We start from the raw sequence: 13,521 nt of genomic DNA on the forward strand, positions 1-13,521 counted from the left end.
AAGCCCGTTTGGCGGTGACCCTATTACATGGATTTGACCCAAGGAAAAGCCCCCTGCAACAAGTTGTTGTTCCATGCGGGCCAATGCCGCGCCCCAAAACGACGCAACATGTGCAAAACGTGCCGCTGAATGCCCTTTCCCTTTGCCCGCAAACCCATATGTTGCGCGGGATACTTGCGAATACAAAAGGCAGGCCGTTCATGACCACCGACCCCCTTGTTGTTTTTACCCCGTCAGGCAAACGCGGGCATTTTCCCGCAGGCACACCGATTCTGACCGCCGCCCGCCAGTTGGGGGTCGATCTGGATTCGGTTTGCGGCGGACGCGGGATTTGTTCAAAGTGCCAGATCACGCCCAGCTACGGTGAGTTTCCCAAGCACGGAGTCACCGTATCAGACGGCGCGTTGAGCGAATGGAATGCGGTCGAACAGCGCTATGACGACAAACGCGGCCTGAAACCTGGTCGCCGCTTGGGATGCCAAGCCACTGTTCAGGGCGATATTGTAATCGATGTGCCGCCTGAAAGTCAGGTGCATCGACAGGTCGTCCGCAAAGCGGCGACAGCGCGGGCAATCACCATGGATCCGGCGACCCGACTTTATTTTGTCGTGGTTGAAGAGCCGGACATGCATTCTCCGACAGGTGACCTTGAGCGTTTGGAACGGGCCTTGCAGCAGCAATGGATGATTGGTGACGTCACCGCCGATCTGTCCCTTATGTCCAAGCTGCAACCCACGCTGCGCAAAGGCAAATGGGAGGTTACGGTCGCGGTTCACAAAGGTCACAAGGACAATGCCGGCCGAATCGTGGAAATCTGGCCGGGACTGCACGAAGGTGGCCTGTATGGGTTGGCGATTGACCTCGGCTCAACCACCATCGCCGCCCACCTGACCGATCTGGAAACCGGCCAGGTCAAAGCATCCTCTGGCCTGATGAACCCTCAGATCCGCTTTGGCGAAGACCTCATGAGCCGAGTTTCATATGCCATGATGAACCCCGGCGGCGATCAGGAAATGACCAAAGCAGTGCGCGAGGCGATCAATGATCTGACCACGTCTATTGCTGCAGACGCCGAGATCGACGCAAAGCTGATTGTGGAAACGGTGTTTGTCTGCAACCCGGTCATGCACCACTTGCTGCTGGGGTTGGATCCTGTGGAACTGGGCCAAGCTCCGTTTGCGCTGGCTACGTCCGAGAGCCTCTCGCTGCCAGCGCACGAGATTGACCTGACCAACATGAATCCGCGCGCGCAAGTGTACATCTTGCCCTGCATCGCTGGCCATGTCGGGGCCGATTGTGCCGCCGTTGCCCTGTCGGAAGAACCCGGCAAGTCCGAGGATCTGGTGCTGATCGTTGACGTCGGCACAAACGCCGAAATCCTATTGGGCAACACCACCCGCGTATTGGCCTGTTCTTCGCCCACAGGACCCGCGTTTGAGGGCGCTCAGATCAGCTCGGGCCAGCGAGCAGCGCCTGGCGCAATCGAGCGCATTGAGATCGACCCAGTGACCAAGGAACCCCGCTTTCAGGTCATCGGATCCGAGAAATGGTCAGATGAAGACGGGTTTGATCAGGATATCGCGACCACCGGCATCACCGGCATCTGTGGGTCCGGCATCATCGAGGCGGTCGCCGAAATGCGCATCGCAGGTCTGCTGGATGAAAGTGGCTTGATCGGTTCAGCCGAGCAAACCGGCACCACACGCGCCGTCCCAGAAGGGCGCACGCATTCCTATCTGATCCATGACGCCAGCGCCGAAGGTGGCCCGCGGATCACCGTCACGCAAGGTGACATTCGGGCCATTCAACTGGCGAAATCGGCGCTCTATGCTGGTGCGCGCCTATTGATGGACGAAATGAAGGTCGACAAGGTTGACCGTGTCGTTCTGGCGGGCGCGTTTGGGGCGCATATTTCGACCAAACACGCCATGGTTCTGGGGATGATCCCGGACGCACCGTTGGACAAAGTCTCCAGCGCGGGCAATGCCGCCGGAACCGGGGCACGGATTGCGCTGTGTAACATCGCAGCCCGGTCGGAAATCGAGCAGGTCGTGCGCCAGATTACAAAGGTCGAAACCGCCATCGAACCCAAATTTCAGGACCATTTCGTCGCTGCAAATGCGATCCCGCACAAGACAGATCCATTCCCCGAACTGGGTCAGATTGTTACCCTGCCATCGCCTTCATTCAACACAGGCGGCGATCCTGAAAAAGCTGGCCGCAGGAGGCGGCGCAAAGCATAGTCCTGCTATCCACAGGAGGACGGCATGCAGATCGCGAATGAGGACCAGGCAGAATATTGGAGCAACTCACCTTCTGGCGCCAAATGGCTGACCTATGAGGACCAGCTTGATCATATGATGGCCCCGGTCATTGATTTGATCCTGAAATACGCCGATCTGAACAAAGGCATGCGCGTTCTGGATATCGGCTGTGGAACTGGCGTCAGCAGCTTGGCTGCGGCGAGGCAAGTTGGCGCTGACGGGCACATACTCGGGGCCGATATCTCACAACCGTTTCTGGACCGGGCCGCGCAACGAGCCAAAGAAAGCGGACTGGGCAACGTTGATTTTCAACGGGCCGATGCGCAGGTCACCCAGTTTCCAGAAACAGGCCGGGATGCGGCAATCTCTCGATTCGGGGTGATGTTTTTTGATGATTCCATTGCCGCGTTCAAAAACATTGCGCGAGCGCTGGCACCGAACGGTCAAATGACGTTTGCCGCCTGGGGCCCCTTGGCGGACAATCCGTGGTTTCGGATACCGCATATCGCCGCCACCAATCGATTGGGACATCCGCCCAAGGTTGACCGTTACGCGCCCGGCCCGCTTGCTTTTCATGATCTTGACCATGTGGCCGGTATGATGACGGAAGCCGGATTGAAAGACGTCCGGGCGCACGCAATCCCAATCGGGCTGAATTTTCTTGATACGATCGAGAAAACCGCGACCTTATGCACCCGCGTCGGCCCGGCAGCGCGGGTCATCTCTCATTTCGACGGGTCAAAAGAAGATGTTTCTGTAATTCAGCAGGCTGTTTCTGAAGAGTTCAGACCTATGTTAACAGACGAAACCGGCCTTCCAGCCGTGATCAACTTGTATCAAGCCCGCCGTGCGTCGTGATGTGAAGGTCAGAGTTGGAGCGGGTAGCGGGAATCGAACCCGCGCGTTCAGCTTGGGAAGCTGACAGGCTACCATTACATCATACCCGCCGCTCTGGTTTGGATATCATCGCCGCCAGCCAAGGTTCAAGCCGGATCATCTAGGCCGCGGCGCAAAATCGTCATTCCGTCCGCGCACGCAGACTGTTGATCAGGGACTGATCCAGGTCCAATGCCTCGCAGGCCGCGTCCAACGTGCGCGTATCCAAATGCCGAGGATTAAGGTCCACATCCTTCGAGAACGCCTTAACAACCGCGCTCATCGCGTTGATACGCCCATATTTTTTGTTGTTTGCGGGAATAACATGCCACGGCGCTATACCTGTCGACGTACGGGCTAGCATCTCATCTACAGCAACCTCAGCCGCCTCCCATTTTTCGCGGTTGCGAAAATCCTCATAGGTCAGTTTCCAACGTTTCAGCGGATTGGTCAGACGCTCGGTAAAGCGTTTCATCTGTTCTTCGGGGGAAATGTGAAAGTACAGCTTCACGATCCGTGTCCCGTCATCCACCAGCATGCGTTCGAAATCGTTGATTTCTTGATACGCGGCGCGCCATCGATTTTCTGGTGTAAGGTTTTCGATCCGTTCGACCAACACCCGCCCATACCAGCTGCGATCAAAGGCCGAGATTGCCCCACTGGGCGGCAGCCGTTCCCAGAAGCGTAGCAGGTAGTGTCGATTGAGGTAGTAGTTCCTAGGCGCCCCGATAGGCCAAACCTTGAAGCTGCGCGGGTCCAAAGCCTGACTGATCCGACGGATTGTACCGCCCTTGCCTGCGGCATCCCACCCTTCGAATACGATCACCCCCTTTAAATCATGAAACAAAAAGGCCTGTTGAATACGCGCAAGCTGCGCCTGCAGATCCGCAAGCTGATCGTAATAGTCGTGCTTTGCCAACCGTTGCGACAGGTCAGCGTCCGACAGTTTCGGAGGGTGATGTCTTGCCATGATAATGCCTGATCGTTGTGTGCTGGGTCAGGCCATTTTGCCCAAATCGGGGATCCTGGCATTGATCAGAGTCAAACGAAAAAGGCCAGGCTTATGGCCCGGCCTCGCTTGACGATTTCAAGTAAATCAGGCGCGACGACGGCGGCCACCGCCACGACGACCACCTCCGGCCCCTTCAGCCCCGGCTTCGCTGGGGGCTTTGTTGAACTTGATCCACGCCCCACCATGCGGGTCGTTGTTGGTCAACAGATTGGCGGCCCGAATTGCCTCCATCTCTTTCCCGGCACGCGGCAGGGTCGAACCCAGACCGAACAGCTGGCAGAAAGTTTCATCATCCATATCGGCGGGCAAGATAATGCCTTTGGCTTCAACCTCGGCCTTTTTCTCTGCCAGTTTCTTGGGACCAACCGGCAGCGCCACCGGGTTCATGATCGCCGAAGTCATGCCTGCGCCCATAGCCATCGGAAGGAAGGCGTTGTTGATACCGTGGCGGTTCGGCAGGCCGAACGAGACGTTAGAAGCGCCGCAAGTGGTGTTTACACCAAGTTCCTCGCGCAAGCGACGGACCAGAGCAAACACCTGCTGGCCAGCGGTTGCCATCGCACCAATGGGCATCACCAACGGGTCAACGACGATGTCATGCGCAGGGATACCGAAGTCGGCAGCGCGCTCGACGATCTTTTTGGCCACTTCGAACCGTACATTTGGATCTTCTGAAATACCCGTATCGTCGTTCGAGATCGCAACGACTGGCACGTTATACTTCTTGACCAGCGGCAGAACCAATTCCAGACGATCTTCCTCGCCAGTGACCGAATTCAGCAGAGGGCGACCTTCGGCCGCCTCAAGCCCGGCTTCCAACGCACCGGGAACCGAGGAATCGACGCAAAGCGGAACGTCGACCAGCCCCTGCACCAGTTCAACGATCTTGCGCATCAGTGGCGGCTCGGTCTCGTTTGGATTGGGGTTCGAGTTGTAGACAACGCCCGCGTTGATATCCAGAACCGTCGCGCCCGCCGCAACCTGGGCCAATGCATCCTTCTCGACAGTCGAGAAATCGCCTGCTTCCAGCTCAGCTGCCAGCTTCTTGCGACCGGTCGGATTGATCCGCTCACCGATCACACAAAACGGCTCATCAAAGCCCAGAACGGCAGTTTTTGTTTTTGATTCTACGACTGTACGCGTCATGTCCGTTCCTTAGGAGTTTGCAGGCTTTGCCGAAGCGCCGCCGTTATTGATGGCCCAGTTGGCGTTGGTCTTGATGCCGCCAAGCGGGAAGAAGTGTACATTGGTGATGTTGAAATCTGGGTTGGCCGCTTTGTGGTTGGCCAGCTCGGTGATCACATCGGTCGGCTCATAGGGCAGCAGCAGCTTGGACACATCCATCGCACGCTTTTGCAGGACCTTCAGCGACGGGCCAACACCGCAGGCGATGGCGAACTTGATCAGCGTCTGCAGCTTGGCCGGACCGGCGATACCGATATGGACTGGAATATCGATACCAGCTTCTTTCAGACTGTCGGCCCATTCGATGATCGGTTTGGCTTCAAACGCAAACTGCGTTGCCAGCGCCATTTCGGCATCCGTGGTCTCGCTGAATTTCTGCTTCCAGCGCAGCGCGTCGTCGACATTCTTGGTCGAGCCATCTGGGTCGATATCCTTGTTGCCTTCTGGATGACCCGCGACGTGCAAGCGCTTAAAGCCCGCCTTGTCGAACAGACCGCTTTCCAACAACTGCATCGAGCTGTCGAAATCGCCGTGTGGGTTGGTAACACCACCGGCCAGCAGCAATGCCTGATCTACGCCCGCCTCGCCCTGATACATCGAGATCCAGTTTTCCAGCGTCGCCGCATCTTTGATAATCCGCGCCGGAAAGTGCGGCATGACCGGATAGCCTTCGTCAGCGATCCGCTTGGCGGTCTTGACCATATCCTCGATGGGCGTGCCTTCGATATGGGCGATGTAAACGCGTGTACCTTCGGGCAGCAACGCGCGGAAATCTTCGACCTTTTCGGCGGTGCGCGGCATCACCTCAATCGAATAACCCTGCAAAAAGGCTTCGACGGTCGGGTTTACCGGGGCCTTTTCAGCCGCATCACGTTTCTTGAAGTTCAGCAAAGCCATCGCGGCCTCCCATAAAGATTTTGGGTTCATGCCCAACCGTCATTGGCAATCAGGGTCTTGATGCGATCCTGATCGTATTCCGTTTCCAGACGCACGGCTTCTGCCTCGGCAATCTCGGCTGGCTCGCCTTCGACTGCGAAGGGGGCCGCCTTGCGCCACTCAGCCAGATAGGCATCACTGTCCTTGGCGTTCACCTTCATTGCAGCCCGGTCGATGGCTTGCTCGAACCGTTCCTCCAGCTGCCGCTTGGCCCCACGTCGGCCTTTGCCAACGATGACCTGAGCGGGAATGTCGCGCCAGTATACGATAGTGACGTCAGGCATCGCCGTGATTCCTCCTAACCAGATGGGCTGGTTCTAAACTTCTATGTGGGCGCGGGTCGGTCGAATTTCGACACACGACGCTTATCCAGCGACGTTTTTTGCCCACGACCGGATATGGGGCTTTTAGCCAATTCCTTACAGAACACGCATATCAAAATTCTCAACGTCACTATGAAATCGGCACATAAACAAAGAAAACCCCGAGCGGCGTCCACCGTTCAGGGTCATTTTCAGGCTTAAGAGGGCTTAACCGAGCAAGCCACCGTCATCGCGCGTGACCGCAATGATGGCCGAGCGTGGCACTGCATCACCCCCTTCTGGCCAGTGGCTGTTGCCGTCCTCGCCCGGATGCTGAATGCCAACAAACATGGTGCGACGATCCGGGGACCAGCTTAGGCCAGTAACCTCACACTCGTTAGGTCCCACAAGGAAACGGCGGATTTCACCGGTGACCGGATCACCCGCCAGCATCTGGTTATTGCCCTGCCCTTCAAAGTTGCCTTCGTTGGAGTACGTACCGTCCGTCTGGATCCATAGCAGGCCATGGTTGTCGAATTTCAGACCATCGGGTGAGTTGAACATGTTGTCAGCATTCACGTTGTCCGACCCGCCATAGGCGTCTTGATGGACAGTTGGGTTGCCAGCAAGCACGTACAGATCCCAGCCAAAGCCGGCTGCAGTATGATCGCCCCCATCGGGACGCCACCGCACGATCTGGCCATAGTTATTTGCCTCACGCGGGTTCGGCCCCCCTGCGGGTGTTTCATCGCCGCCTGCATTCGGCTTTACGCCCCGGTTCTTGTTGTTGGTGAGACAGCAATAGACCTCGGGTGCGTTTGGATTTGCCGCAACCCATTCGGGCCGGTCCATCGTGGTCGCACCGACGGCCGAGGCACCCTGACGTGTATGCACGCTGACTTCGGCCGCCGAGGCAAGGCCAGTCGTTTCGGGGGTCAGGTCCAACCACTCACCCGTGCCATCGTCGTTGAATTTCGCGACGGAAAGGGTGCCGTTTTCCAACAGCGGGTTGGTATCGACGCCAGGCGCATAAACGCCGTCAGACACGAAGCGATACAGGAACTCGCCCCGCTCATCATCGCCCATATACACAACAACGCGACCATCGTTGTTGACGACAGTTTCTGCGTTTTCGTGTTTGAAACGGCCCAAAGCTGTCAGCTTACGAGGTGTCGACGTCGGGTCAGATGGGTCGATCTCGACAACATAGCCTGCACGATGCGGTTCATTCGGATGTTTGGACACGTCGAACCGTTCGTCAATCTTGGCCCAGCCATATCCCCAGTCTTTCGAGGACACGCCATAGCGCTTGAGATGGTCTTCGACTTCGTGGTTTTCGTCAGCTGCGGAAAAGTAACCGTTAAAGTTCTCTTCACAGGCCAGATAGGTGCCCCACGGCGTCTTGCCGTTACCGCAATTATTCCAGGTGCCTTTGCATGTAGTGCCGCTTGGATCCGCAGCCGTTTTCATCAGGTCATCGCCTGCTGCAGGCCCTGTCAGGGTCATAACGGTCTGGGGTGTAACGCGGCGGTTATAAGGGCTGTCTTTTACGATACCCCACTTACCGTCGGTATTGGCGATTTCGACGACGGTTACACCATGGGCCATCATGCCCTTGGCGACATCATCGTCAGATGCTGCCTTGGCATCGGGGTTGTTGCCCCAAAGAATATCGCGATTGGTATATTCGTTGTTGACGACCAGTAGGGTATGACCGTCGTGAAAGAACACGTCCTGGCCGTCAGTGTTGTCCCCAAACGCCCTTTCCTGGCTGGCTGCGGTGCCACGGGTCGCATGGTCGAATTCAGGTGCATCAGACCACAGCGGATCCCCCCACCGTACCATGACTTCGGCTTTGTACCCCGGCGGTACAATCACTTCGTCCGCTGTAGAGATCGGAATTGCCTCGAATGAGAACCGGTCCGATGCAGCGCTTGCACCTGAGGGCAGAATCGATCCACCAACAGCCGTGAAACTGCCCATGGCCAGAACACCACCCAAAAATCCGCGACGCGACAAGGCGCGTTCGACAACACGGTCAAATTCGCATTCTTCTGGTCGTGGATTTACGACTTCGTCAAATTCATCAAAGGAAAGAGGGCGCTCATCATTCATGGCAGACTCCGTATCTGGCTGTAAGCTGGTAGAGAATCCCGCAATGGGTTTCGACCAATCAGGTCGCATCTCAGTATGAACCGCATGTGACAGTTGCGTTAAATTCAAAATTGAAATCGCTTGCACGTCGGCGAAGCGCCGCCTAGGGTCGGGGTAACTTGAAAATCGGAGGGCGTGACGATGGCGCCCAAGCGTCCCAAAGGTGCGGGCGCGTTCCCGAAAGCGGTTGAAAGCCCCGCGCCGGATAGACCCGATCCAGATGCTTTGTATGCGGCGCTGGATTTGGGGACAAATAGCTGCCGCATGTTGATAGCCCAGCCCAAGGCAAGCGGGTTCCATGTGGTAGACAGCTTCTCCAAGTCCGTGCAGTTGGGTGCCGGATTGGAACGCACCGGGCGGCTGTCACGGGCGTCGATGGCGCGCACCGTACAAGCCCTGCGGATTTGCCAGCAAAAGCTGAAACGCAATAAAGTCAAACGGATGCGTCTGGTCGCGACCGAGGCGTGCCGGCGGGCAAAAAATTCACGTGATTTCATCCGCCAGGTGAAACGTGAAACCGGTCTGACGCTTGAGATCATTCAGCCCGAAGAAGAAGCCCGTTTGGCCGTCATTTCATGCGCCCCGTTGGTTTCAACCAAGACCGAGCAATTGCTAGTTGTGGACATTGGTGGCGGATCGACGGAACTTGTTTGGATCGATATCTCGTCAATTGCGCGCCGGGACCGTCCGGCGGCGATCATGCGATTGCACAACGGGTTCCACACCGCAGATAGCCCCTTTCCCGCCGCCAAAGTGGTGGACTGGATCAGTGTGCCCCTTGGCGTTGCGACACTGCGGGATCAGTTCAATGATGTCGAGGATGACTCGGCCCGGTTTGCTTTGATGAGCTGGTTCTTTGAAGAAAACCTGGCCGATTTTGCCCCATATAAAGACGAACAGACCCGCGAAGGGTTTCAGATTGTCGGCACCAGCGGCACGGTGACCACAGTCGCGGCCTCGCATCTTGGCCTCAAGCGTTATGACCGGACCAAAGTGGACGGGTTGCGTATGACCAGCGATCAGATTGACAAAGTCATACGTGGTTATCTAGAACTCGGCCCTCATGGGCGCCGCCGCGATCCCCGTATCGGTGATGATAGGCAGGCCCTGATCATGTCCGGCTCGGCCATTTTGCAGGCATTGCTGCGTTGCTGGCCCACCGACCGCCTCTCCGTGGCGGACCGGGGGCTGCGCGAGGGCCTGCTTTATGCTCAGATGAGCGCGGACGGCGTATTGGAAGACGGACCGTTTTAATGGCGAAGACACCAACTGGTAAAAACACCTCGGGTCGCGGACAACGCGACCTGAAGGTTCAAGTGAAAACGGCACGCGGGCGCAAACTCAGCTCGACCCGCTGGCTGCAGCGGCAGCTGAATGATCCCTACGTCAAACGGGCGCAGACCGAAGGCTACCGGGGGCGTGCTGCGTTCAAGATACTGGAACTGGACGAAAAATTCCGCTTTCTTGTACCGGGCGCACGGGTAGTTGATCTGGGCTGCGCTCCGGGTGGCTGGTGTCAGGTCGCCGTCAAACGCGTCAACGCGCTGGGTGAGAAATCCGGCAAGAAAATCGGCACTGTTCTGGGCATCGATATACAAGAGGTTGAACCGATCGCAGGGGCCGAAATTCATGTGTTGGATTTCATGGAAGACGACGCTGATCAAAAGGTCAAAGAGTGGATGGGCGGCAAGGCCGATGTCGTGATGTCTGACATGGCGGCCTCGTCATCGGGACACAAGCAAACGGACCACTTGCGGATCATGGCCCTGTGCGAAACGGCGGCCTATTTCTCATTCGATGTTCTGGAAGAAGGCGGAACCTTTGTTGCCAAAGTTCTGGCTGGGGGCGCCGAAGGTGACCTGCAAAAACTGTTGAAACAGAAGTTCGACAAAGTGGCCAATGTAAAACCACCTGCATCTCGTTCGGACAGTTCTGAAAAGTTTGTTGTCGCAACCGGGTTCCGTGGCTGAGATCAATCCTCGAGCGCGAAATGATCCTTTGCGAGACGCGGCTCGCGCCAAGATGCTGTGGCGATTCCCTGCAACAGCAGTGCCTCCCCGTGGTTCAGATCAACGGGCTTTCTGTCGCGCAGCTCGGCAATTCGCTGATCAAGCGAAACCTTCTGCTTCGTCGTTTTGTCCGACATTGGTCACCTTTAAACACATTCAGAGCATTATTCTGCTCAGAAGCGTAGTCACCAAATCCGCCGGGAAAATGGCTTAATACTGGCACGATGGTGCCATGTCAGCGGGCAAGTTGTGTCGACAATTGCAGCAAGCTTGGATCTAGTGGCATCCGAACCAATGCTTAGTTCAATACATCTCAGGCAGCATCCGGGCCCCGGTCGATCTGCGCCAACTGGACCAGCATAGGTCAGGCTTCGGCCCGTTGCGGATCCATCATGGCAACCTTGAGGAACGCCTGTTCGGCGGCCCCGCATTGCGTAACGTCAGAGCCATACCGCCAACCTCATGAGGCATCGTCTTTGGCTTTGGTGCGCAATGCAATCAGGGCACCGTTGTATTCCGCCCCAAGGATCAGCATTGCTGCACAAAGGTAAAGAAAGATCAAAGCCGCCATGGCGCCCGCCAGCCCGGCATAGGTAGCGCTGTAAGTGGCGAATTGAGCGATATAGATAGAAAACACCCATCCTCCGATCGCCCACAAGATCAGTGTCAGAAGGACGCCCGGAAAGATCTGAGACAACCGATGTCGGCGCGCCGGCAGGATCAAATGAGCCAAGAGAACGGTTCCCACAGGAACGGCCACGGTAAACGTCCATCGCAACCTGTCCACCGAAAGCCAATCGGATACATTCACCGCCGTTCTGTCTGAAACCAGCTGAGTGTAGACCGGCAAGACGACTTCGAACGCTGCGATGGCCAGAATCGCTGCGCCGCCTAAAATGACCAACACGAAGCATAGCAGCCGCGTTTTCCAGAACGGCCAGTGATCATAGTCGTGATAGGCTTGGTTTATCGCGGCCCGCACAGCGGCCACACCATTTGATGCAAAATAGACTGCCAGCAAACCCCCGAGCGTGATGACGCCCGACCCTGATCCGGCCAGAACCGCGCGCAATTCGGAAACGATCGGGTCGGCAACATCCTTGGGCCATGCGCCAAAAATCAGATCGATCAATTCATCTGTCGCATATCCCTGCGACAGTGTGCCAGCCAAAGCCACCGTAAACAGAACAAAGGGAAACAGCGCCATCATCAGCGACATGGCGACATGGCTGCTCATGACGAACCCGTTCTTGTCGTTAAAGCGGCGAATGGCCATCCACAACGCCTGCACGGGAAGACCAACCGAGGGAATCACATGTCCGGTCATACTTTGACCCTATCGCGACACCGAAAAACACAGAACCCGTCAAACGCGACACACGGCAATAATCGATCCGACAAATATCTGACTGCATTGCATAAACTCAATCGCTTGTGCAGGATCAGGATATCTACGCCATTTTTTCCAGCGCATCGCCGCGCGCATTTCAGGGATCTGGATGACCTCGGATCAGCAAGACACACCGGATCGCCCAAGACTTAAGTTGTCGGTCGTTCGCGACACCTGCATTGTCGCCAGCCTTTTGGTGTTGGGACTATATGCAGGGGCTGCCTTCCTGATCCCGTTGACCATGGCATTGTTAGTAAATGTTCTGATCATCGCACTCAGCGACCGTGTTATCGCCGTTACGCGTGCGCCTGTCTGGTTGGCAAACATCGCTGGCGTAACCGTGGTATTAGCCGGTTTGTTTATGATAATGTACATTCTGGGCAGTCAGGCCACGCAGTTTGCGCGCTCAATCGGCACCTATGAAACACAATTTGACAGCGCGGTTGATCGGATTACCGGCTTGGTGGGCAACGATATCACCACCTTCATCCGTGACAATCTGGTCAGTATCGACATGTCTTATCTGGCCCGCCTGTTACTGGGCAGCGCAACATCCCTGCTGAACCAGTTCTTTCTGATCAGCCTCTATGTTGCGTTTCTGATGGCCGAACGCCTTGCCTTTCGCAAGAAAATCCAGCTGGCCGCAGGCAGTCCACAAACCGGCGCAGAGTTCTCGTCGATGCTTGACGCGATCTCGTTCAGCCTTCAGCGTTATGTCGGGGTTAAGACGCTCATCAGCCTGTTTACGGCTGGTATCAGCTATGCGGTATTCAAAGTTCTGGGGTTGGAATACGCCGAGACTTGGGCGGTACTGACCTTTGCGTTGAACTTCATCCCGTCAATCGGATCGATTATCGCGGTGATTTTCCCGGCAATGATTGCTTTGGTGCAATTCGACAGCATCGGCCCGTTTCTGATCATTGTTCTGGGTTGTGGCACGCTGCAGTTCCTGATTGGTAACTTCCTGGATCCTGCCCTGTTGGGGAGGTCGCTGAACATGTCCACATTCCTTGTCATTCTGGCGCTAACCTTCTGGACGACGGTTTGGGGGTTGATCGGTGCGTTCCTCAGCGTGCCTTTGACTGTCTGCATTCTGATTGTCTTTAGCCATGTTCCGGCATTGCGCCCCATTGCGATCCTGATGTCCCTGGACGGTAGCCTGGGCGAAGATGACAACGGGACCTAAAGGTCTGGTTTGTTTGGCCAGTAAAGATCACTCAGAAATAGGACATTTCGAATTCGAGATGTGTTTGCATCGTAGAACATGCATCTCTGCTTCAATTTTTAAGATACACGCAGATCAGCATCCTACAGATAGATTTGAACTTCGAATACCGCCGATGGCTAGACTTTTACATAAGTCGTGGCCGCAGGACCGCCGCTAAACGTCAAT

The 13,521-nt window shown here is 56.3% G+C and carries 12 protein-coding genes and 1 tRNA gene; 5 read left to right on the plus strand and 8 right to left on the minus strand.

Translation table 11 applies throughout. The annotated features are described in order from the left end of the window. Positions 1–200: 200 nt before the first annotated feature. Together ACR0BU_RS06675 and ACR0BU_RS06680 are read left to right on the plus strand one after the other, a co-directional pair. A complete protein-coding gene (locus ACR0BU_RS06675) occupies positions 201–2,243 on the plus strand; it encodes an ASKHA domain-containing protein (protein WP_480735609.1) in 2,043 nt (680 codons plus the stop codon). A gap of 24 nt (positions 2,244–2,267) precedes the next feature. Continuing rightward, positions 2,268–3,122, plus strand: a complete 855-nt coding sequence (locus ACR0BU_RS06680) for a class I SAM-dependent methyltransferase (protein WP_480735611.1) — start codon at positions 2,268–2,270, stop codon at positions 3,120–3,122. A 15-nt stretch (positions 3,123–3,137) separates the two neighbouring features. Here ACR0BU_RS06680 and ACR0BU_RS06685 read toward each other — a convergent pair. From ACR0BU_RS06685 to ACR0BU_RS06710, 6 genes are all read right to left on the minus strand, one after another. Then, positions 3,138–3,211 (minus strand) — tRNA-Gly (locus tag ACR0BU_RS06685). Positions 3,212–3,282: 71 nt separating this feature from the next. Continuing rightward, positions 3,283–4,110, minus strand: coding sequence for a polyphosphate kinase 2 family protein (locus ACR0BU_RS06690; RefSeq protein WP_480735613.1), 828 nt, complete (start codon positions 4,108–4,110; stop codon positions 3,283–3,285). Between the two features lie 126 nt (positions 4,111–4,236). Further along, on the minus strand, positions 4,237–5,298 hold the full coding sequence (locus ACR0BU_RS06695; protein ID WP_298934970.1) for a methyltetrahydrofolate cobalamin methyltransferase: 1,062 nt from the start codon (positions 5,296–5,298) through the stop codon (positions 4,237–4,239). 9 nt (positions 5,299–5,307) lie between these two features. Further along, positions 5,308–6,234, minus strand: coding sequence for a methylenetetrahydrofolate reductase (locus ACR0BU_RS06700; RefSeq protein ID WP_480735615.1), 927 nt, complete (start codon positions 6,232–6,234; stop codon positions 5,308–5,310). A gap of 26 nt (positions 6,235–6,260) precedes the next feature. After that, a complete protein-coding gene (locus ACR0BU_RS06705) occupies positions 6,261–6,557 on the minus strand; it encodes a virulence factor (protein WP_298934969.1) in 297 nt (98 codons plus the stop codon). A gap of 246 nt (positions 6,558–6,803) precedes the next feature. Next, entirely contained in the window at positions 6,804–8,690 is a 1,887-nt protein-coding gene (locus tag ACR0BU_RS06710; protein WP_480735617.1) for a PhoX family protein, read from the minus strand. Positions 8,691–8,870: 180 nt separating this feature from the next. On the opposite strand from ACR0BU_RS06710, the gene ACR0BU_RS06715 reads away from it, so the two are divergent. Together ACR0BU_RS06715 and ACR0BU_RS06720 are read left to right on the plus strand one after the other, a co-directional pair. Beyond that, positions 8,871–9,983, plus strand: coding sequence for a Ppx/GppA phosphatase family protein (locus tag ACR0BU_RS06715; RefSeq protein ID WP_299075498.1), 1,113 nt, complete (start codon positions 8,871–8,873; stop codon positions 9,981–9,983). Continuing rightward, positions 9,983–10,699, plus strand: a complete 717-nt coding sequence (locus ACR0BU_RS06720) for an RlmE family RNA methyltransferase (RefSeq protein ID WP_299075500.1) — start codon at positions 9,983–9,985, stop codon at positions 10,697–10,699. Before ACR0BU_RS06715 ends, ACR0BU_RS06720 begins: the two co-directional genes overlap by 1 nt. Positions 10,700–10,701: 2 nt before the next feature. Here ACR0BU_RS06720 and ACR0BU_RS06725 read toward each other — a convergent pair whose 3' ends face one another. Continuing rightward, a complete protein-coding gene (locus tag ACR0BU_RS06725) occupies positions 10,702–10,875 on the minus strand; it encodes a hypothetical protein (protein WP_298934965.1) in 174 nt (57 codons plus the stop codon). 323 nt (positions 10,876–11,198) lie between these two features. Beyond that, a complete protein-coding gene (locus ACR0BU_RS06730) occupies positions 11,199–12,065 on the minus strand; it encodes a YihY/virulence factor BrkB family protein (RefSeq protein ID WP_480735619.1) in 867 nt (288 codons plus the stop codon). A 172-nt stretch (positions 12,066–12,237) separates the two neighbouring features. Between ACR0BU_RS06730 and ACR0BU_RS06735 the strand changes: the two genes are divergently transcribed. Beyond that, positions 12,238–13,314: an AI-2E family transporter gene (locus ACR0BU_RS06735; RefSeq protein ID WP_298934963.1), complete on the plus strand. Its 1,077-nt coding sequence runs from the start codon at positions 12,238–12,240 to the stop codon at positions 13,312–13,314. The last annotated feature ends 207 nt before the right edge of the window (positions 13,315–13,521 follow it).

The sequence above is a fragment of the Ruegeria sp. CK2 genome (assembly GCF_056536585.1).

Coding starts and splice junctions, on each gene's coding strand:
- ACR0BU_RS06710 (WP_480735617.1), bottom strand. CDS start 8,690: ATGAATGATGAGCGCCCTCTTTCCTTTGATGAATTTGACGAAGTCGTA.
- ACR0BU_RS06690 (WP_480735613.1), bottom strand. CDS start 4,110: ATGGCAAGACATCACCCTCCGAAACTGTCGGACGCTGACCTGTCGCAA.
- ACR0BU_RS06700 (WP_480735615.1), bottom strand. CDS start 6,234: ATGGCTTTGCTGAACTTCAAGAAACGTGATGCGGCTGAAAAGGCCCCG.
- ACR0BU_RS06695 (WP_298934970.1), bottom strand. CDS start 5,298: ATGACGCGTACAGTCGTAGAATCAAAAACAAAAACTGCCGTTCTGGGC.
- ACR0BU_RS06705 (WP_298934969.1), bottom strand. CDS start 6,557: ATGCCTGACGTCACTATCGTATACTGGCGCGACATTCCCGCTCAGGTC.
- ACR0BU_RS06730 (WP_480735619.1), bottom strand. CDS start 12,065: ATGACCGGACATGTGATTCCCTCGGTTGGTCTTCCCGTGCAGGCGTTG.
- ACR0BU_RS06715 (WP_299075498.1), top strand. CDS start 8,871: ATGGCGCCCAAGCGTCCCAAAGGTGCGGGCGCGTTCCCGAAAGCGGTT.
- ACR0BU_RS06680 (WP_480735611.1), top strand. CDS start 2,268: ATGCAGATCGCGAATGAGGACCAGGCAGAATATTGGAGCAACTCACCT.
- ACR0BU_RS06675 (WP_480735609.1), top strand. CDS start 201: ATGACCACCGACCCCCTTGTTGTTTTTACCCCGTCAGGCAAACGCGGG.
- ACR0BU_RS06735 (WP_298934963.1), top strand. CDS start 12,238: ATGACCTCGGATCAGCAAGACACACCGGATCGCCCAAGACTTAAGTTG.
- ACR0BU_RS06720 (WP_299075500.1), top strand. CDS start 9,983: ATGGCGAAGACACCAACTGGTAAAAACACCTCGGGTCGCGGACAACGC.
- ACR0BU_RS06725 (WP_298934965.1), bottom strand. CDS start 10,875: ATGTCGGACAAAACGACGAAGCAGAAGGTTTCGCTTGATCAGCGAATT.